Annotated in this window: 14 protein-coding genes; 12 read left to right on the top strand and 2 right to left on the bottom strand. The window is 66.1% G+C overall.

Annotated elements, in window-relative coordinates; all coding sequences use genetic code 11:
* The first annotated feature begins 113 nt into the window (after positions 1 to 113).
* Genes BCY78_RS07260 through BCY78_RS07245 form a run of 4 tightly spaced genes read left to right on the top strand, consistent with a single transcriptional unit; the run spans position 114 to position 6,401 of the window.
* Positions 114 to 1,514 (top strand): M20/M25/M40 family metallo-hydrolase, encoded by a 1,401-nt coding sequence (locus BCY78_RS07260; RefSeq protein WP_068299874.1) that lies wholly within the window; start codon positions 114 to 116, stop codon positions 1,512 to 1,514.
* A complete protein-coding gene (locus tag BCY78_RS07255) occupies positions 1,511 to 2,635 on the top strand; it encodes a M20 family metallopeptidase (RefSeq protein ID WP_068299872.1) in 1,125 nt (374 codons plus the stop codon). The genes BCY78_RS07260 and BCY78_RS07255 overlap by 4 nt, the downstream gene beginning before the upstream one ends.
* Entirely contained in the window at positions 2,632 to 4,713 is a 2,082-nt protein-coding gene (locus tag BCY78_RS07250) for a hydantoinase/oxoprolinase family protein (RefSeq protein ID WP_083194872.1), read from the top strand. Before BCY78_RS07255 ends, BCY78_RS07250 begins: the two co-directional genes overlap by 4 nt.
* Positions 4,710 to 6,401: a hydantoinase B/oxoprolinase family protein gene (locus BCY78_RS07245; RefSeq protein ID WP_068299870.1), complete on the top strand. Its 1,692-nt coding sequence runs from the start codon at positions 4,710 to 4,712 to the stop codon at positions 6,399 to 6,401. The genes BCY78_RS07250 and BCY78_RS07245 overlap by 4 nt, the downstream gene beginning before the upstream one ends.
* A gap of 66 nt (positions 6,402 to 6,467) precedes the next feature.
* Here BCY78_RS07245 and BCY78_RS07240 read toward each other — a convergent pair whose 3' ends face one another.
* Positions 6,468 to 8,213, bottom strand: coding sequence for a M28 family peptidase (locus tag BCY78_RS07240; RefSeq protein ID WP_068299868.1), 1,746 nt, complete (start codon positions 8,211 to 8,213; stop codon positions 6,468 to 6,470).
* A gap of 155 nt (positions 8,214 to 8,368) precedes the next feature.
* Between BCY78_RS07240 and BCY78_RS07235 the strand changes: the two genes are divergently transcribed.
* The 8 genes from BCY78_RS07235 to BCY78_RS07200 all read left to right on the top strand — a co-directional run bounded on the left by BCY78_RS07235 (position 8,369) and on the right by BCY78_RS07200 (position 17,611).
* Positions 8,369 to 10,039 carry an ABC transporter substrate-binding protein gene (locus tag BCY78_RS07235; protein ID WP_068299866.1) on the top strand — a complete coding sequence of 557 codons (1,671 nt, stop codon included), beginning with the start codon at positions 8,369 to 8,371 and terminating at the stop codon, positions 10,037 to 10,039.
* Between the two features lie 46 nt (positions 10,040 to 10,085).
* Positions 10,086 to 11,063, top strand: a complete 978-nt coding sequence (locus BCY78_RS07230) for an ABC transporter permease (RefSeq protein ID WP_068299864.1) — start codon at positions 10,086 to 10,088, stop codon at positions 11,061 to 11,063.
* Positions 11,047 to 12,021, top strand: coding sequence for an ABC transporter permease (locus tag BCY78_RS07225; RefSeq protein ID WP_225295360.1), 975 nt, complete (start codon positions 11,047 to 11,049; stop codon positions 12,019 to 12,021). The genes BCY78_RS07230 and BCY78_RS07225 overlap by 17 nt, the downstream gene beginning before the upstream one ends.
* Before the next feature lie 4 nt (positions 12,022 to 12,025).
* Positions 12,026 to 13,039: an ABC transporter ATP-binding protein gene (locus BCY78_RS07220; protein WP_068299862.1), complete on the top strand. Its 1,014-nt coding sequence runs from the start codon at positions 12,026 to 12,028 to the stop codon at positions 13,037 to 13,039.
* A complete protein-coding gene (locus tag BCY78_RS07215; protein WP_068299861.1) occupies positions 13,036 to 14,043 on the top strand; it encodes an ABC transporter ATP-binding protein in 1,008 nt (335 codons plus the stop codon). The genes BCY78_RS07220 and BCY78_RS07215 overlap by 4 nt, the downstream gene beginning before the upstream one ends.
* Positions 14,044 to 14,219: 176 nt before the next feature.
* Positions 14,220 to 15,371: a PQQ-dependent sugar dehydrogenase gene (locus BCY78_RS07210; protein ID WP_068299858.1), complete on the top strand. Its 1,152-nt coding sequence runs from the start codon at positions 14,220 to 14,222 to the stop codon at positions 15,369 to 15,371.
* A 57-nt stretch (positions 15,372 to 15,428) separates the two neighbouring features.
* Positions 15,429 to 16,091, top strand: coding sequence for an SDR family NAD(P)-dependent oxidoreductase (locus BCY78_RS07205; RefSeq protein ID WP_068299857.1), 663 nt, complete (start codon positions 15,429 to 15,431; stop codon positions 16,089 to 16,091).
* Positions 16,085 to 17,611, top strand: a complete 1,527-nt coding sequence (locus BCY78_RS07200; protein WP_068299856.1) for a cryptochrome/photolyase family protein — start codon at positions 16,085 to 16,087, stop codon at positions 17,609 to 17,611. The genes BCY78_RS07205 and BCY78_RS07200 overlap by 7 nt, the downstream gene beginning before the upstream one ends.
* On the opposite strand, the gene BCY78_RS07195 is transcribed toward BCY78_RS07200, so the two are convergent.
* Entirely contained in the window at positions 17,608 to 18,351 is a 744-nt protein-coding gene (locus tag BCY78_RS07195; protein ID WP_068299855.1) for a siderophore-interacting protein, read from the bottom strand. The two genes, BCY78_RS07200 and BCY78_RS07195, sit on opposite strands and share 4 nt — an antisense overlap.
* Between the last annotated feature and the right edge of the window lie 22 nt (positions 18,352 to 18,373).

Here is an 18,373-nt window from a genome sequence, read left to right as displayed (position 1 = left end):
CGTGGCGGGTTTTCGCGTTTGATCCGCCTTTTCCCCGGACAACCACGTTTGCCCGGTTGCGTTCGGCGCCGCTTCGTTTCTATTATACAAAAAGACTTTTCAACAGGTGAAAAATGACAGCTGACCGCATCCGCGCAACCGACGATGCCGCCACCATGGCCCGTGACGGCCGGTTTCTCGACATCCTGCGCGGCCGGATCGCTGTCCCCACCGAAAGCCAGAACGCCGAGCGCCTGCCCGACCTCTACCGCTACCTGCGCGAGCAGATCGTCCCGGCGCTGGAGCCTCTGGGCTTCGACTGCCGCATTCTCGACAACCCGGTCGAAGGCGGCGGGCCCTTCCTGATCGCGCATCGGCTGGAAGACCCTGCCCTGCCGACCGTGCTGGGCTACGGCCACGGCGACGTGGTGCGCGGCATCCCCGAGCTGTGGCGCGAAGGGCTGGACCCGTGGACCGTGACCGTCGAGGGCGAACGCTGGTACGGACGCGGCACCGCCGACAACAAGGGCCAGCACGCGATCTGGATCGCAGCGCTGGAGACCGTTCTGCGCCATCGCGGGCGGCTGGGTTTCAACGCGAAATTCGTCATCGAGACCTCGGAGGAAATCGGCTCCATCGGCCTTGATGTGCTCTTGGAAACCGAGGCCGAGGCGCTGGCCTGCGACGTGCTGCTCGCCTCGGACGGGCCGCGGCTGGAGCGCGACAAGGTCGATATCAAGCTCGGCAACCGCGGCGCCATCGCCTTCGACCTGCGCGTCAAGCTGCGCGAAGGCAGCCGGCATTCCGGCCATTGGGGCGGCGTCTTGGAGGATCCGGGCCTGATCCTCGCCCATGCCTTGGCCTCGATCACCACGCCCCGCGGCAAGATCCTGATCGACGACTGGCTGCCGAAATCCGTCCCCGCCAAGGTTACCGAAGCGCTGAAGGGCATCGTGGTTGACCCGTCCGACCCGACGCTGATTATGCCCGACGACTGGGGCGAGGCGCGGCTGGAGCGGGCCGAGAAGATGTACGGCTGGACCTCGTTCATCGTGCTGGCCTATGTCACCGGCGCGCCGGACAAGCCCATCAACGGCGTCCAGTCCGAGGCCTATGCCCGCTGCCAGATCCGCTATACCGTCGATGCCGACGAGAGCCGCTTCATCCCCGCTCTGCGCGAACATCTCGATGCCCATGGCTTCCAACAGGTCGTGATCGAGAACCTGCCGAAGAACCGCTTCCCGGCCTGGCGCACCGATCCCGATAACCCTTGGGTCGACCGGGTGATGGGCAGCGTCGGGCAAACCATCGGCAAGCCGCCGACCCTGATGCCCAATTCCTCGGGCGGCCTGCCCTCCGAGATCTTCGCGCGACATCTGGGTTGCCCGGTGATCTGGATCCCGCATTCCTATGGCGGCTGCAAGCAGCACGGCCCCGACGAACATCTGCTGCAACCCATCGTCGAACAGGGCCTCGCCATCATGGCCGGCCTGTTCTGGGATATTGGAACCGAACATCTGGAGGCCGCGCAATGAGCCCGTCACCGAAAGACGCCGAGCTTCTCGCCGGCGCCCGCACCTGGGTCGAGGTCGAGAGCAAGACCGAGGATCTGGAAGGGCTGGAGCGCCTTGCGGACATGATTGGCGCCGAGGCCGCAGCTTTGGGCGCCGAGGTCGAGGTGATCGAGGGCCGTGACGGCTTCGGCCCGCATGTCGTCACGCGCTATCCTGCCGCCAAGCCCTCGGGCAATGGCGGCGTGCTGATCCTCAGCCATTACGACACGGTCCATCCGCGCGGCACCTTGGCCGAGTTCCCCTTCCGGATGGAGGGCGACACGGCCTGGGGACCGGGGATCTACGACATGAAGGCAGGGGCCTATCTGGCCATGCGGGCCGCTGCCGATGCCCATGCGCAGGGCACGCTGCCGCAGCCGGTGACGCAGCTTTTCGTGTCGGATGAAGAGGTTGGCTCGCCCACCTCGCGCGCTCTGATCGAACGGCTGGCCGAGGAGGCGCGCTATGTCCTCGTCACCGAACCCGCGCGCGAAGGCGGCCAGATTGTCGTCGCCCGCAAAGGCGTGTTCCGCTACGAGGCCAAGGCCTTCGGTCGCCCCGCCCATTCCGGCGCGCGCCATCAGGACGGTCGCTCCGCCATTGCCGAACTCTGCCGCCTCGTCATCGCCTTCGAGGCGCTGACCGATTACGCCTCGGGCACCACCTGCAATGTCGGCCTGATCGGCGGCGGCACCGGCGCCAATGTCGTGCCCGCGCAGGCCTGGTGCGAGATCGATATCCGCGTCGAGAACATGGCCGAGGCCGCGCGTATCGAGGCCTTCGTCGCCGCTTATACCGCGCTGAACCCCGATGTGCGGCTGGAGATCACCGGCGGCCTCAACCGCCCGCCCTATGAGCGCACGCCCGAGATCGACGCACTCTTCGACACCGCCAAGGGCATCGCCGCCGAGATTGGCTTCGAACTGAGGGGCCTGAAGACCGGCGGCGGCTCGGACGGGAATTTCACCGCGCCAATCCGGCCGACGCTGGATGGCCTTGGGGTCGATGGCGCGGGCGGGCATACGCTCGATGAGCAGATCCGCATCTCGTCGCTGTCCGAACGCTATGCCCTGATGAAGGGAATGCTGGAGCGTTTGCCATGAAGGATATGCCCCTCAGCGAGTACCGCATCGGCTGCGATATCGGCGGCAGCTTCACCGATTTCATCCTCTATGAGGTCGCCACCGGCCGGATCGAGACGTTGAAAGTCGCCACCACCCCCGAGGCGCCAGAGGACGGTCTGATGCAGGGCATCGACGCCCTCGCTGCGCGTCATCCGGGCCTCTCCGAGGGGCTGAAGGTGCTGATCCACGGCACCACTCTGGTGATCAACGCAATCCTCGAACGCAAGGGCGCGAAGACCGCGCTGCTGACCAACAAGGGCTTTCGCGACATCATCGAGACCCGGCGCGAGATCCGCTACGACATCTACGACATCCGTCAGGAATACCCCAAGCCCATCGTCGAGCGTGACCTGCGCCTTGGGGTGGCGGGCCGCATGGCGCCCGACGGGGCCGAGGTCACGCCGGTCGATCCCGCCGAGGTCGCCGAAGTGCTGGAGGATCTGAAACTGAAGGGCATCGAGAGCGTCTCGATCTGCTTTCTCAACGCCTATGCCAATCCCGCGCACGAACGTCAGGTCGCCGCCGTCGCCGCCGCGCAGGGCATCGACCTGTCGCTGTCCCTCTCCTCGGACGTGCTGCCCGAGATCCGCGAATTCGAGCGCTTCACCACCACCACGCTCAATGCCTATGTGAAGCCCAAAGTCGACCGGTATCTGGCCGGCGTGGAAAGTGCTCTGGCCGAGCGCGGGCATGGCGTGCCGCTGTACCTGATGCAATCGGGCGGCGGCGTGATCACCGCCGGCACCGCCCGTCAGGCCCCGGTCCGGCTGGCGGAATCCGGCCCCGTCGGCGGTGTGCTGGCCGCCCGCAACCTCGCGCGGCTGGCCGGTCACCCGGATGCCATCGCCTTCGACATGGGCGGCACCACCGCGAAGACCTGCCTCATCCGACGCGGCGAGATGCCGATCACCCGCGCCTATGAGGTCGACCGCGTGCACCGCTTCCGCCGCGGCTCGGGCACGCCTCTGGCCGTGCCGACCGTCGATCTGATCGAGATCGGCGCGGGCGGCGGGTCGATTGCCCATGTCGATGACCTCGGGCGGCTGAAGGTCGGCCCCGAAAGCGCCGTCGCCGATCCGGGCCCCGCCTGTTTCGGGCGCGGCGGGTTGTTGCCGACGGTGACGGATGCGAACCTCGTGCTCGGCTACCTCGATCCGGCGGAATTCGCGGCGGGGGGCATCACGCTGGACCGCAAGGCCGCCGAGGACGCCATCGTGCGCGAAGTGGCGGACAAGCTCGGCCTGACGGTGCTGGAAGCCGCCGCCGCGATCCTCGAGATCGTCAACGAAAACATGAGCCAGGCCGCGCGCATCTATGCCGCCGAGAACGCGGGCGACCTGACCCGCACGGCGATGGTGGCCTTTGGCGGCGGCGGGCCCCTGCATGCGATGGAGATCGCCCGCAAGCTGAAGGTGCCGAAGATCATCGTCCCCGAGGCCGCCGGGGTGTTCTCGGCCCTGGGTTTCCTGATGGCCGAGCCCAGCTACGAGGTCGCGCGCTCCTATCCGCGCCGGCTCGACGAGCTGGACGAGGCGGCGCTGGCCGAGGTCTATGGCGATTTGCAGGCACAGGCGGGCGCGATTATCGCGGCCTCCGCTCCCGGCGCGCCGCAACGCTTCAGCCTGTTCGCCGATCTGCGCTACATCGGTCAGGGCCATCAGCTGCGCGTGCCGCTGGAGGATCTCGGCCGCGGCGCCATCGCCGAGGCGTTCCGGACGGCCTATCTGGAGGCCTATGGCTATGTCTATGACGACATGCAGGTCGAGATCGTGACCCTGCGCGTCGAAGCCATGGCCGAGACGCAGGGGCCGGGCTTCACCCCCCTGCCCGCCGACCAGGCCGAGACCCGCCGCCGCAAGGTCTGGGACCAGTCCCAAGGCGCGATGGTCGACACGCGCATCCTGCGCTTCGCCGCTCTCGCCCCCGGCGCGCCGGAGGTCATCGCCGGCCCCGCCATCCTCATCCAGCCCGGCGCCACGATCCATATTGGCACCGGCGCCGAGGCCCGCCGCAATGCAGCCGGCTGGCTGGAAATCACCACCGGAGCCCGCGCATGACCCATGCCTTCGACGCCATCCGCCTGCAGGTCATGTGGTCACGCCTGATCTCGGTCGCGGACGAGATCGCGACGACGCTGGAACGCACCGCCTTCTCGCTCATCGTGCGCGACAATCAGGACTACGCCTGCGCGCTCTATGACGCCCGGGGCACCATGCTGGCACAATCGAGCCAATGCACCCCCGGTCAGGCCGGATCGACGCCCACGGTGATCCGCGAGATGCTGGACACCTACCCGGCCGAGACGCTGGAGGACGGCGATATCCTGATCTGCAACGACCCCTGGGTCGGCGCGGGCCATGCGCCCGATGTCTTCGTGGCGACGCCGATCTTCCACCGGGGCCGGCTTGCCGGTTTCGCCTGCACCTGCGCGCATCATGCCGATATGGGTGGGCGGCTCGGCGCCACCGACGCGCGCGAGGTCTACGAGGAGGGGGTCATCATCCCGGTCTCGAAGCTCTGGCGCGCGGGCGAGCGCAATGACGAGCTCTATCGCCTGCTCGCACGCAACGTCCGCATGTCCGAGAAGGTTCTGGGCGACATTTCGGCCCAGATCGCCGCCAACCGCGTCGGCGCCAAGGGCATCGTCGCGCTGATGGAGGATTTCGGGCTGGAACAGCTCGAAGACCTCGCGACCCAGATCTGCGACGCGACCGAGGGCATGTTCCGCAAGGCCCTCTCGCGCCTGCCTTTGGGCGAGGCGCATTCCGAAGTGTTCCACGAGATCACCGACGACAAGGGCGCGCGGCTGAAGATCGCCGTGACGCTGCAGGTGCGCGAGGGCGCGGTGCATCTCGATTTCACCGGCACCTCGGCGCAGGTGGCGATGCCGATCAACGCGGTCTTGAACATCACCCGAGCCTATTCGGTCTTCCCCTTCATCGCCACGCTCTGCCCCGACCTGCCGATGAATGCGGGCGCCTTCCGGCCGGTGGTGCTGTCGGTGCCGGAAGGCACGGTGCTGAACCCGACCTTCCCGGCGCCGGGCATGTACCGCTCGCTTCTGTCGTATTTCACGGTCGAGGCACTGATGGGCGCGATCTATCAGGTGGCGCCGGAGCTCGCGATGGCACCGTCCGGGACCTATCCGCTCTGGACCGAGAAATTCTCGGGCACCGGGCCGGACGGGCGGGAATTCTTGTCGCATTACAACGCCCAGGGCGGGCAAGGCGCCTTCCGCGACCGCGACGGCAATTCCGCTGTTGTCTTCCCGGGCAACATCGCCACCACCTCGGTCGAGCTGTTCGAGCTGGAGGCGCCATTCCGCGTCGTCTCGCGCGAGTTGCGGCCCGATACCGGCGGGGCGGGGAAGTTCCGGGGCGGTCTGGGTCAGGAGACGGTGATGGAATGCCTCAATGACACGCCGGTGCAGGTCGCCTTCTCGGGCGGACGGCTAGTCGAGCCCGCGATGGGCCGCGAGGGCGCGTTGCCCGGCGCGGCCGGCGTGATCCAGATCCGCGACGATGCCCCTTTCGCGCGTTCGGGTCGCGGGGTGATGGAGAAAGGAGATCTATGTCGCTTCGCCCAACCGGGCGGCGGCGGCTTCGGCGACCCGGCCGAGCGCGATGCCGCCCTGATCGCCCGCGACCTGCGGCTGGGCTATGTCACGCCCGAGGGCGCGGCGCGGGATTACGGCGTTCAGGTCGAAGAGGACGGGCAGATCAGCAGGCCGTTGGCCGCCGAGTAACCCCCTCAACATGATAAGAAAAAACCCCGCGCGATCGCTCGCGCGGGGTTTCCTTTTGGCACCCGGTCAGAGCGCGCTGTCGACCAGCCGCTTCGCCTCGATCAGCGCCGCCGCCGTGCGGTTCGCGCCGCGCATCAACTGGGTCAGCGTGACATTGCGCATTTCGGCGGGGACATGGGCGAGGTCCATCACCCCCTCGATCAGCGGCAAGGGCGCGCGGGTGATCGCCGGGTCATGAGTGAAGCGCGGCGCGGTGGTGTAGTTCACCGGCACGAGGATCCGCGCGAGGCGCATCTGCACCTCATTGGCCTTGGCCGCCGGAATGGAACCGGCCTCGACCCCCGCATAGAAGGCGTCGAGCGCGCCACCCAAAGCCTCGATGGCGCCGCTCACGGCCTTCAGGTCCACCGCCTCGCCCGCAGCCTTGGTGTATTTCGCCGCGGTCTCGCGGAATTCGACCAATGTCGCGCGCCAATCGACCGGGATCACGGGCGCATTGGCCACGCGCCAGACCGATTCGAGGTAGATCTTGATGTCGGTGTCCAACACACCCTTGTCGGCGATCTCCATCGTGTCGTTCTCGGTATGCCAGGCGATGTTCCCGCCGCAGCCCGAGACGGCGTAATAGCCTTTCTCGGCCCGCAGATCGTCCGGCATGGTCGAGGACAGCATGAAGAAGGACGAAATCCCGATGTTGTTGAAGGAATAATCCCCCGCCTGATGCGGGCGCTGCATCACCGGGGTCTGGCCGGCGATCTGCTCGATCACGTCCTTCACCAGCGCCCAGGTCTCGGTCATCGAGGTGGTCTGGTGGTAGGACGTGGCCCAACGGCAGCCGGGGCTGTCGCAATTCACCTGCATCACGCAATTCGCGTCGAGATCCAGCGCGAAATGGTCCGAGAACCAGGTCGAGCCGGCATAACGCCCGGTCGAATGCCCCGGCCACCAGGCCACGCGGACCGAGCGGTAGAGCTTGTCGCGATTCTCCCAAAGCACGCGCGCGACTTCCAGCATCGTCGCGTCGCCCGTGGCGTTGTCGCCGACGCCCACATCCCACGAATCATAGTGTCCGTGCAGCAGGACGAATTTCTCGGGCTCGACGGTTCCGGGGATCTCGACGACCGGAATCGCCTGCTCGAACCAGCCTTCCTGCATCTCGGTCTTGATCGTGACCTCGGTCGCACCCTTCTTGGCCCGCTCGATCAGCTTTGTGCCTACCGGATTGGCAACGGCGATCACCGGGATCGTCGGCTTGCGACCGAAATCGTCGAGGTCGGGCGAACCCCAAACCGTGGTGCAGGTGCCCCAATGCGTGTCGACGCCCGGATTGACGGCGATGAGACCGATGGCGCCCCAATCCATCGCGATGGCGGCCAGCGCCGGATTGCCGAAACCCTCGGTAATCAGGATCTTGCCTGCCACTTTTTCGCGCATCTCGGCATCGGTGCCGACGCCCTCGCCGAAGAACGCCATGGCCTTCTTGTTATAGCTGCGCAGCGAGGATTTCTGGGCGGGCATATAGAACAGCTCGCCGGGGACCCCTTGCGGGCAACTCTTGGACGAGGACGGGGGCTTGGCGAACATTTCCTCGCCATCCAGCGTCACACTGGCCGAGAGGGGAATCGACAGGCAGACCGTCGGGCGATGCACCGTGACGGGAAGGCCCAGCGCCTTCAGACGGTCGGCGATCAGATCGCCCGCGTCATTGACATCCTCAGGACGCCACCGTTCGCGACCTGCGAAAGTGGTGACCAATTCCCAAGCGTGATCAAGGGTTACCTGCTCAATTATTGAGACTTCCGTGCGTTCCATGGGGAGAGATTTCCGTTCCTGTTGGTGATTCTTGTTTACCTGATGTTTCGCATGTTCCATAGTAAATAAAACAAGTTTTCGGCTAGCGAAACAAATCCCCCAACTGAGAGAAACCGGCCGACCATCCTGTGCCGACCCCAACGGAGGTAACGACGATGTCCATCACTCGCAGAAAATTCCTCAGCACCAGCGCCTCGGGCGCATTGGTGGCCAGCCTTGCCGGGCTGCCCAAGGTCGCGCTGGCGCAGGCCACGACCCCCGTGCGCGCGCTGACGCTCTACAGCCGCGCGCAAGCCGCCAACCCGCAGCAATATCAGGCGGCAGAACTGATCGCGCAGGTATGGAGCGATCTGGGCCTTGACGTGACCGTCTCGGGCCTGCCGCAAAACCAGCTGTCGGATGTCGTCTGGTACAACCGGGACAGCTGGGATGTGACCATGTGGCAGATGGTCGGCCGCCCGGAACGTTCGGACCCCGATGAATTCGTGATGAACCTGTTCCACTCACAGAACATCGAGGTGGGCTACAACTTCGTGGGTTACAACAACCCCGAATACGACCGCGTGGCCGAAGCCCAGCGTCTGGAGATGGATCGCGAAGCCCGCAAGGCGCTGATCTATCAGGCGCAGGAGATCATCAACCAGGACCAGCCTTACCTGTTCCTCGTCTACCCCACCAAGTCCTATGCCTTCGACAAGACGGTGTTCGACGCGGCGACCATGGTCAATCAGCCGGGTCTGGGCATCAAGAACTTCCTGTCCTTCACCAACGTCCAGCCGCTGGGCGATCAGAAGGACCTGATCATGAACACGGCCAACGAGCTGAACGCGATCAACCCCTATTACATCTCGGGAGCCGGCGACAGCTGGATGACCGAGCTGATCTGGGACCGCATCATGCGCATCGGCGAGGATGGCCTGCCCAAGCCCTCGGGCGCGGAATCGGTCACTTGGAACGACGAGGGCACGCTGGCTACGATCACCATGCGCGAGGGCATGACGTTCCACGATGGCGAGCCGGTGCGCGTCGAGGATCTGATGTTCTCGCTGCAATCGCCGCAGCAGGCGGGCGTTGCGCCGATGTACAAGCCCTTCGTCGACCCGATCGTCGCGCTGGAGAAGATCGACGACCGCACCTTCACGCTGGAACTGGCCCAGCCGAATGCGGCCTTCGAGACGTCGACGCTGGCCAAGCTCAACATCATCCCCGAGCATATCTGGGGTCCGCTGCTGGCCAACCTGTCCGAAGGCGAAAGCGCCGAGGCCGTGCTCGAGGAGTCGCGTGTCGGCTCGGGTCCGTTCAAGTTCAACCGCTGGAACCAGTCGGAAGTGGTGCTCGATGCCGTCGCCGATCACTTCGCCGCGCCGAAGGTGGAGCGTCTGATCATGCGCGTTGTCCTCAACGTCGAGGCTGCGCTGGGCATGCTCCGTTCGGGTGAGCTGAACTTCCTCACCGACTACACCGGCGATCCTCAGCTCTTGATCGACGCCGCGGCCGCGGATGGCGATATCGAGGTGGTGGATGTCACCGACATCGGCTTCCAGTACCTGGCCTTCAACTGCCGCCGCGCGCCCTTCGATGACCCGGCCTTCCGCCGCGCCTTGTCGTTTGCCGTCAACCGTCGCCTGATCACCGGCGCGGCCTACAACGGCTTCGGACGCCCGGCCAACAGCCATGTCTCGCCGGCCCTGCCCTTCTGGTACGATGCCGCGACCGAGGAAGTGCCGATGGGCATGGACGTGGTCACGGCCATGCTCGAGGATGCCGGCTATTCCATCGTCGATGGCGCGCTGCACTATCCGGCTGGCGTGAGCGAACAATACTGATCGCGCCTGTCCATCGGTAAGACCCTGACCTAACTCGGAGCCCGGCATGAAATACGTGCTGTCCAGATTGTTCTACTCGATCCTTGTGCTCTGGATCGTCGGAACGATCCTGTTCTTCATGTTCCGTCTCATGCCGGGCTCTCCCCTGGCCGCGTTCATCGACCAGACCACCACGCTGGAGCAGCAGCAGGCGCTCATCGCCCGCTTCGGCTTGGACAAGAGCCTGTTCGAGCAGTACCTGATCTTCATCCAGAACGTCCTTCAGGGTGATCTGGGCCAAAGCTTCTTCCATCGCCGCCCGGTCACGGATGTGGTGATGGAGGCCCTGCCCAACACCGTGATCCTGACCATGTCGGGGCTGGTCGTCGCCTATGTCTTCGGTGTCCTCGCGGGGGCCTATCTGGCCTGGCGCCGGGGCACCACGGTCGAGGGGATCGGCATCCCGCTGGCCCTCGCCACCCGCGCCGCACCGGAATTCTGGCTGGGCATGGTGCTGCTGGCGTTCTTCAGCTTCCACCTCGGCTGGTTCCCGGCCGGCGGCGCCAACACGGTCGGCCTGTCCTATGACAGCGAATGGGAGCGGATCTTCACGCTGGATTACCTGCGCCACCTCGCCCTGCCGGTGCTGACGCTGGCCATCTACCTGCAAGGCCTGCCGCTGCTGCTGATGCGCTCGAACATGATCGAGATCCTGCAGGAGGAATTCGTGACGATGGGCAAGATGAAGGGCCTCAGCTCGCGCACCATCGTCCTCAACCACGCCGCCCGCAACGCCATGCTGCCCGTCGCCACCGCCTTCGCGCTGGGTGTCGGCAGCGCCATCGGCGGCAATGTCGTCGTCGAGACGATCTTCTCGTGGCCCGGCATCGGCCGCCTGCTGGTCAACGCCGTCTCGGCCTCGGATTACCCGCTGGCGCAGGGCGCGTTCCTGATCATCACCGCCGTGCTGATCGCCATGAACTTCATCGCCGACATGACCTATCACCTGCTCGACCCGAGGATCCGTCTTGCCGCAAGCAACTGATACCGCGGGCGCCCGCAGCGTCGAACAGCGCGCCCTTGCGCGCCTGCCCGACCTCGCCAGCGCCCCCCGTCGCTCGGGCCTTGCCGCCATGGCCGGCCGTGCCTTCCGCGCCTTCTGGCGGGTTCCCTCCGAGAACGCCTATGCCGCCATCGGCCTTGTGATCTACGCGCTCTTTGTGCTGACGGCGATCTTCGCCGACCAACTCATCCATTACGAGCCGCTGGAAATCCTGCTGAACGAAGAGACCTACCAGCTGGCCCGCAACCTGCCTGCCGGGAGCGAGCATTGGCTCGGCACCACCTATGGCGGGCGCGACATCTACTCGCAGCTGGTGATCGGCACCCGCTCGGCGCTGGCCGTCGGCATCACCGCCGCGCTCTGTGTGGTAGCGATCGGCACGCTGGTCGGCCTGATCTCGGGCTATTTCGGCGGCTGGGCCGACAACCTGCTGATGCGTCTGGCCGATATCGCGCTGGGCATCCCCTTCCTGCCCTTCGTCATCGTGCTGGCCTCGTTCCTCGGTGCCGCGCAGTCGAACGTGGTCCTCGGGATCGCCCTGCTCCTGTGGCCGAACTCGGCCCGCGTGATCCGCAGTCAGGTCATGTCCCTGCGCGAGCGCGCCTTTGTCGAGGCCGCCCGCGTCACCGGCGCCGGGCAATGGCGCATCCTCTTCGTGCATATCGCGCCCAACGTGCTGTCCTTGGCCTTCCTCTACACGTCGGTCGCGGTCGGTTGGGCAATCCTCACGGAAGCCTCGGTCAGCTTCCTCGGCTTCGGGCCGTCGAACACCGTAAGCTGGGGCTACATGCTGCAAGACGCCTACGCCAGTCAGGCCATGGGCCGCGGCCAGTACAACTGGTTCGTGCCCCCCGGCCTGTGCATCGTCCTCGTCGTCATGGCCGGCTTCTTCATCAGCCGCGGCTACGAGGAAGTCCTGTTCCCGAAACTGAAAGGCTGAGCCGATGCTGCTTTCGGTCAAGGATCTGAAGATCCACTACAAAACCCGCAAGGGCCCGGTCCATGCCGTCGACGGCATCTCGTTTGACGTGCCCGAGGGCAAGGTCGTCGGTGTCGTGGGCGAATCCGGCTGCGGCAAGACCACTGCCGTGCGCTCGCTCCTGCGCGTCATGCCCTCGGTCGCGGCCTTCGCGGGGGGCGAGGCCGTGTTCGACGGGCGCGATATCCTCAAGCTCTCCGAGCGCGAGATGAACGACCTGCGCTGGCGCGACATCGCCTATATCCCGCAATCGGCGATGAATGCGCTCGATCCGGTCTGGCGCGTCGGCGACCAGATCGTCGAGGTGTTGGTCAAGCGCGGCGGCATGAAGAAAGCCGAGGCGAAGAAGCGCGCCGAGGAGCTCTTCGCCATGGTCGGGCTGGAGATGAAGCGCCTGCGCGACTATCCGCACCAGTTCTCGGGCGGCATGCGGCAGCGTGCCTCGATTGCCCTGTCGCTGGCGCTGAACCCGCGTCTCGTGATCGCCGACGAGCCGGTCACCGCTCTCGATGTGATCATCCAACGTCAGGTGCTGGACACCTTCTCGCGCCTGCAGCGGGAATTCGGCCTGTCGGTCGTGCTGGTCACGCACGACATCTCGGTCGTGGCCTATGTCTGCGACTATGTGGTCGTGATGTACGCGGGCAAAGTCGTCGAAAAAGGCCCCGTGCGCGACGTGCTGACCAAGCCCTCGCATGCCTATACCATCGGCCTTTACAACGCCTTTCCCGAACTCTCGGCCGACGAGGAGCGCGAGCTGTCCCCCATCGAAGGCGGCCCGCCCCTGCTGTTTCACCCGCCCGAGGGTTGCCGCTTCCGTGCGCGCTGCCCCTTCGCGACCGAGATCTGCAAGCAGGAACCGGTCGAGGTGCAGGTCGGCCCCGAGCATTACTCGCTCTGCCACCGCGCGCATGAAACGGCGGAACTGCGCGAACAGGCCAAGGACCCGGCTGTCTGGCGCGGCGTGGTGACGGCATGAAGGATACCAGCATGCGCGACGAGATCCTGCTCGACGTCGACAACCTGTCGAAAAGCTTCACCCTGACGCGATCTTTGGGCGACGTGCTGCGCAGCCGGACGCCCAAGGTCGATGCCGTCAGCGATATCAGCTTCACGCTGAAGCGCGGCGAGACCATTGGCATCGTTGGTGAATCCGGTTGCGGCAAGACGACCTTGGGCCGGATGCTGCTGAAGCTGATCGAGCCCACGGGCGGCAAGATCACCTTCGCGGGTCAGGACCTGTCCGCGTTGAGCCATGAGGAGGAACTCGCCTTCCGCCGCCGGGCGCAGCTGGTGTTCCAGAACCCGTTCGACGCGTTGAACCCGCATTTCACCATCCGCCGCAGTCTCTATGAGCCGCTGTTCAACACCCGCGTCCCCGAAGATAAGCACGACCGCATGGTTGCCGAAGCGCTGGTCCGGGTGCAGCTCGACGGGATGATGCACCTTCTGGACAGCTACCCGCACCAATTGTCCGGCGGGCAGTTGCAGCGCGTGGTTCTGGCCCGTGCGCTGGTGCTGCAGCCCGATTTCATCGTCGCGGATGAGCCGGTCTCGATGCTCGACGTCTCGGTCCGCGCCGGCATCCTCAACGTCCTGCGAGAGGTGCGCGACACGATGGGGCTGGCGGCGGTGTTCATCAGCCACGACCTCGCGCTGGTGCGCTATGTCTGCGAGCGCACGATCACCATGTATCTGGGTTCCGTGGTCGAGGACGGGCCGACCAAGGACGTGGTGACCAATCCGCTGCACCCCTATACCCGCGCGCTGGTGCAGGCGGTGCCGGTGCCCAGCGTGGATCAATCGCACGAACCGCTGCCCCTGACCGGCGGGCTGCCGGATGCGCGCAATCCCCCGCCGGGTTGCCGTTTCTCGGACCGCTGCCCCTTGGCGGATGACGGCTGCCGCCTCGGCCGCCCGGCCCTGCGAGAGGTCGCCCCCGGTCGCCGCGTCGCCTGCTTCAAGGTCCCTTCACTGGCCTGATCCTTCCTCCAGACCCTTGAAAAGCCGGGCCCCCCGCCCGGCTTTTGCCGTTTTCCCGCCCCGTTGACGGAAACGTCAGCATCCCAAGGCTGGGAGAAACGCCTCCTCACCCCTACATGCATGGCAGCGCCCGCGCTTTGGGCGCCCTCAGACCGGACCCCAAAGACGGAGACGTCATGCGCCGCCGCCCGATCCTGTTTGCCGCTGCCCTGTTGACCGGGGCCAGCGTCGTCACCATTGCCGCCGTTGCGCAAGGGAACCGCTCGACCGGCTACCTGCCCTCGGCGCCCTACCCCTCGGAAACGCAGCCCTTCACCCCGACCCCGGTGGCAGAATTTCAGGACCCTTGGGCGATCGGCTTCTTGCCCGACAACCGCCTGCTGGTCACCGAGATCGAGGGCCGCCTGTTCCTGCTCACGCCGGATGGCGAGCGGACCGAGGTCACCAACCTGCCCCCCGTGGCCGCCGGCGGTCAGGTCGGCCTGCATGATGTCGCGGCCTCGCCGGATTACGCACAGACCGGGCGGATCTATCTCAGCTATTCCGCCCCGTCCGAGAACGGCACGCAGATCACTTTGGCCCATGCTGTCTTGCGCCAAGGCGACGGCACCGCGCAATTGGCCGATCTGACCGAGATCTTCCGCCAGCCGCAGCAAAGCTGGGGCGGTCATCCCGGCGCGATCATCGCCTTCGACCCGGCCGGCGAGCATGTCTTCCTGACGCTGGGCGAACGGCAGGAAGAGCAGCACGCGCAAGACCCCGACATGGCGCGCGGCAAGATCATCCGCCTCCTGCTGGACGGCTCGGTGCCCGAGGACAACCCTTGGGCCTCGGAAGGTGGGTTCCGGGCGCAGACCTGGACCACAGGCCACCGCAATCCCTATGGCCTCGCCTTCGATGCGGACGGCGTCCTGTGGGAGCACGAGATGGGCCCGCGCGGCGGCGATGAGGTCAACCGCATTGAGCCCGGCCTGAACTACGGCTGGGGCGAGGTGTCCGAGGGCGTCGGCTACGATTTCGCCGCGATCCCGCATCACGACACCAACCCCGATTTCACCCCGCCGGAACACGCCTGGGGCACGGGCACCGCGCCCTCGGGGCTGGCCTTCTACCACGGCGAGGATTTCCCCGACTGGCAAGGCTCCGCGCTGGTCGGCGCCTTGGCGGGGCAAGCGTTGATCCGCCTCTCGTTCGAGGGCGGCCAGCCGGCTGAGGCCGAGCGTTGGGACATGGGCGCGCGCATCCGCGATGTCGACGTAGCCCCCGACGGCACGGTCTGGGTGCTGGAAGATGGCGCGCCGGGCCGACTGTTGCGGCTCGATTTCTGAGCCCCTTTCCCTCGTCCGGCCCCGCGCTAACTGGGTCGGATCGGGAAAGGGAAAGACGTGACACGAACTCTGGTGATCGGCGCCTCGGGCGGGATCGGTGCGGCGCTGGACGCAACGCTCCGGGCCCGGGGCGAAGAGGTCGTGGCCCTCTCGCGCCGCGACGACGGGCTTGATGTGACGGACACCGCGTCCGTCGCGCGGGTTCTGGGCGCGGTGGACGGCCCCTTCGACCGGGTGCTGGTCGCGACGGGCATCCTGTCGCCCGAGGGCGCGCGCCCCGAGAAATCCTTGGCCGAGATCGACGCCGAAGTGATGGCACAGGTCTTCGCCGTCAACGCCATCGGCCCGGCGCTGGTGCTGAAGGAATTGCCCCGCCTCCTGCCCCGCTCGGGCCGCTGTTCGGTTGGCGTGCTGACGGCGCGGGTCGGGTCTATCGGCGACAATGGCATGGGCGGCTGGTACAGCTACCGCGCGGCCAAGGCAGCGGCGAACCAGATCACCCGCACCGCTGCGATAGAGTTGTCCCGAAAGCGCCCCGAGGCGGTCATTGTCGCCCTACATCCCGGCACCGTAGAGACGGCCTTCACCGCAGATTACCCCGCGCATCGCAAGGTTACGGCGTCCGAATCGGCGGATAACCTGTTGCGCGTGCTGAACAATTTGACGTCGAAGGAGACCGGGCAGTTCTTCGACTGGGCCGGCAAGGCGGTGCCGTGGTGAGGCTGATCCTGATCCTCGGCGACCAGCTCTCGCCCGAGATCCCGGCGCTGAAACGGGCCGACAAGGCGCAGGACCGCGTGGTCATGGCCGAGGTCGCCGACGAGGCCGCCTATGTGCCCCACCACCCCAAGAAGATCGCGCTGATCTTCGCCGCCATGCGCAAATTCGCCGCCCGGCTGCGGGACGATGGCTGGCAGGTCGACTACACGCGGCTCGATGACGAAGACAACGCGGGCTCCATCCCCGGCGAACTCCTGCGCCGCGCCGACCAGCATGGCACGTCAAAGGTGCTCGCCACCCGCCCCGGCGAGTGGCGGCTGATCGAGGCGCTGCAGGACATGCCGCTCGACGTGACGCTTCTGGAGGACAGCCGCTTCATCGCCTCGCACCGCGAGTTCGACACTTGGGCCGAGGGGCGCAAGGCGCTGCGGATGGAGTATTTCTACCGCGAGATGCGGCGCAAGACCGGCCTGTTGATGGACGGCGACCAGCCCGAGGGCGGCAAATGGAATTACGATTCCGAGAACCGCAAACCCGCGCCCGATGACCTATTCGCCCCGAAACCCCTCTGGTTTGAACCCGACGCGACGGTCGCCGAGGTGCTGGACCTCGTGGAAACCCACTTCGGCAAGAATTTCGGGACGCTCAAACCCTTCGGCTATGCGACGGATGCCGATCAGGCAGGAAAGGTGCTCGATCACTTCATCAAACACGCCCTGCCCTCGTTCGGCGATTATCAGGACGCGATGCTGCAGGGGAACCGCTTCCTCTATCATTCGCTGATCTCGGCCTATCTCAATATCGGTCTGCTCGATGCGCTCGATATCTGCCAGCGGGTCGAAAAGGCCTATCTCGACGGCCACGCGCCTTTGAATGCCGCCGAGGGCTATATCCGTCAGATCCTCGGCTGGCGGGAATTCATGCGCGGCATCTATTTCCGCGAAGGGCCCGAGTATCCGCACCGCAACCAGCTGAACCACCATCGCAAATTGCCGCCGCTCTATTGGGGCGCGAAGACACGGATGAATTGCCTTAGCCACGCCGTCGCCCAGACGCGGGACGAGGCCTATGCCCATCACATCCAGCGCCTGATGATCACCGGCAATTTCGCCCTCATCGCCGGGATCAATCCGGCCGAGGTGCATGACTGGTATCTCGCGGTCTATATCGACGCCTTCGAATGGGTCGAGGCGCCGAATACCGTCGGCATGAGCCAATTCGCGGATGGCGGGCTGGTGGGGTCGAAACCCTATGTCTCGTCAGGGAATTACATCGACAAGATGTCGGATTATTGCGGCGCCTGCGATTATAGCGTGAAGGCCAAGACCGGCGAGAAGGCCTGCCCGTTCAACCTGCTCTATTGGAAACTCCTCGACCGCCATCGCGACCGGTTCGAGGGCAATCCCCGCATGGCGCAGATGTACCGCACCTGGGACCGCATGGACGCGAAACACCGCGCGACGGTGCTGGACGAGGCCGAGGCCTTCCTCCAGCGCCTGTCGCGCGGCGATCCGGTTTAGTCGAGCGACTTGTCGCTGGCGTCGGCCTGACCGTCGATCCAGTAGCCTGCGGCCTTCATCTGATGACGCGGATGGCCGCGTTCCTCGAAATGATCGCGCAGGGCACGGGCGACCTTGGCCTCGGCGGCGATCCAGATGAAGCCGCGACCCTCGGGCAACGCGATGCCCTTCGCTGCGTCCAAGAGGGGCGCGATCTCGGCGGCCTGTTCGACCGGGCGGTGCACCCAATGGGCTTGCTGCGTCGCGGCCGAGGTCCAGACCTGCTCGTCCGCCGCCTCGGGAACGGCGCCCAGGGTGATGACGGTTTGCCCCGCCGGCAGTTCCTCGACCCAGCGGCCCATCGCGGGGAGGCCGGTCTCGTCGGTGATGAACAGCCACCAGTCGAACACCGGCGCCACCACGGCCGAGCCGCGCGGGCCGCCGATGGTCAGGCTGTCGCCGGCTTTAGCGCCCAGCGCCCAGGCGGTCGCAGGGCCGGCCTCGTGCACGGCGAAATCGACGACCAGCGTGCGGGCGGCGTTGTCATAGGCGCGGGGCGTGTAGTCGCGCATCTCGGGCTTCTCGGCGCCCGTGTCGATCATCAGCTTCAGATGGTCGTCGGGCGCGAGCGACGTGAAATCCGCCAGATCCTCGCCCGAGAGCGTGATGCGGATCATGTGGGGGGTGAGGGTCGCCACCCCGGCCACCGTCAACTGGCGGCGTTTGAGTTCGTGGCGGTGGCGGGTGATGATCTGTTCCATGGTCGGTGTGTCCGATGAAGGG

The sequence above is a fragment of the Pararhodobacter sp. CCB-MM2 genome (assembly GCF_001691415.1).
Taxonomy (GTDB): Bacteria; Pseudomonadota; Alphaproteobacteria; order Rhodobacterales; family Rhodobacteraceae; genus Pararhodobacter.
The sequence above is the reverse complement of the archived record's forward strand: the minus strand, read 5'-3'. Positions and strand labels throughout refer to the sequence as shown.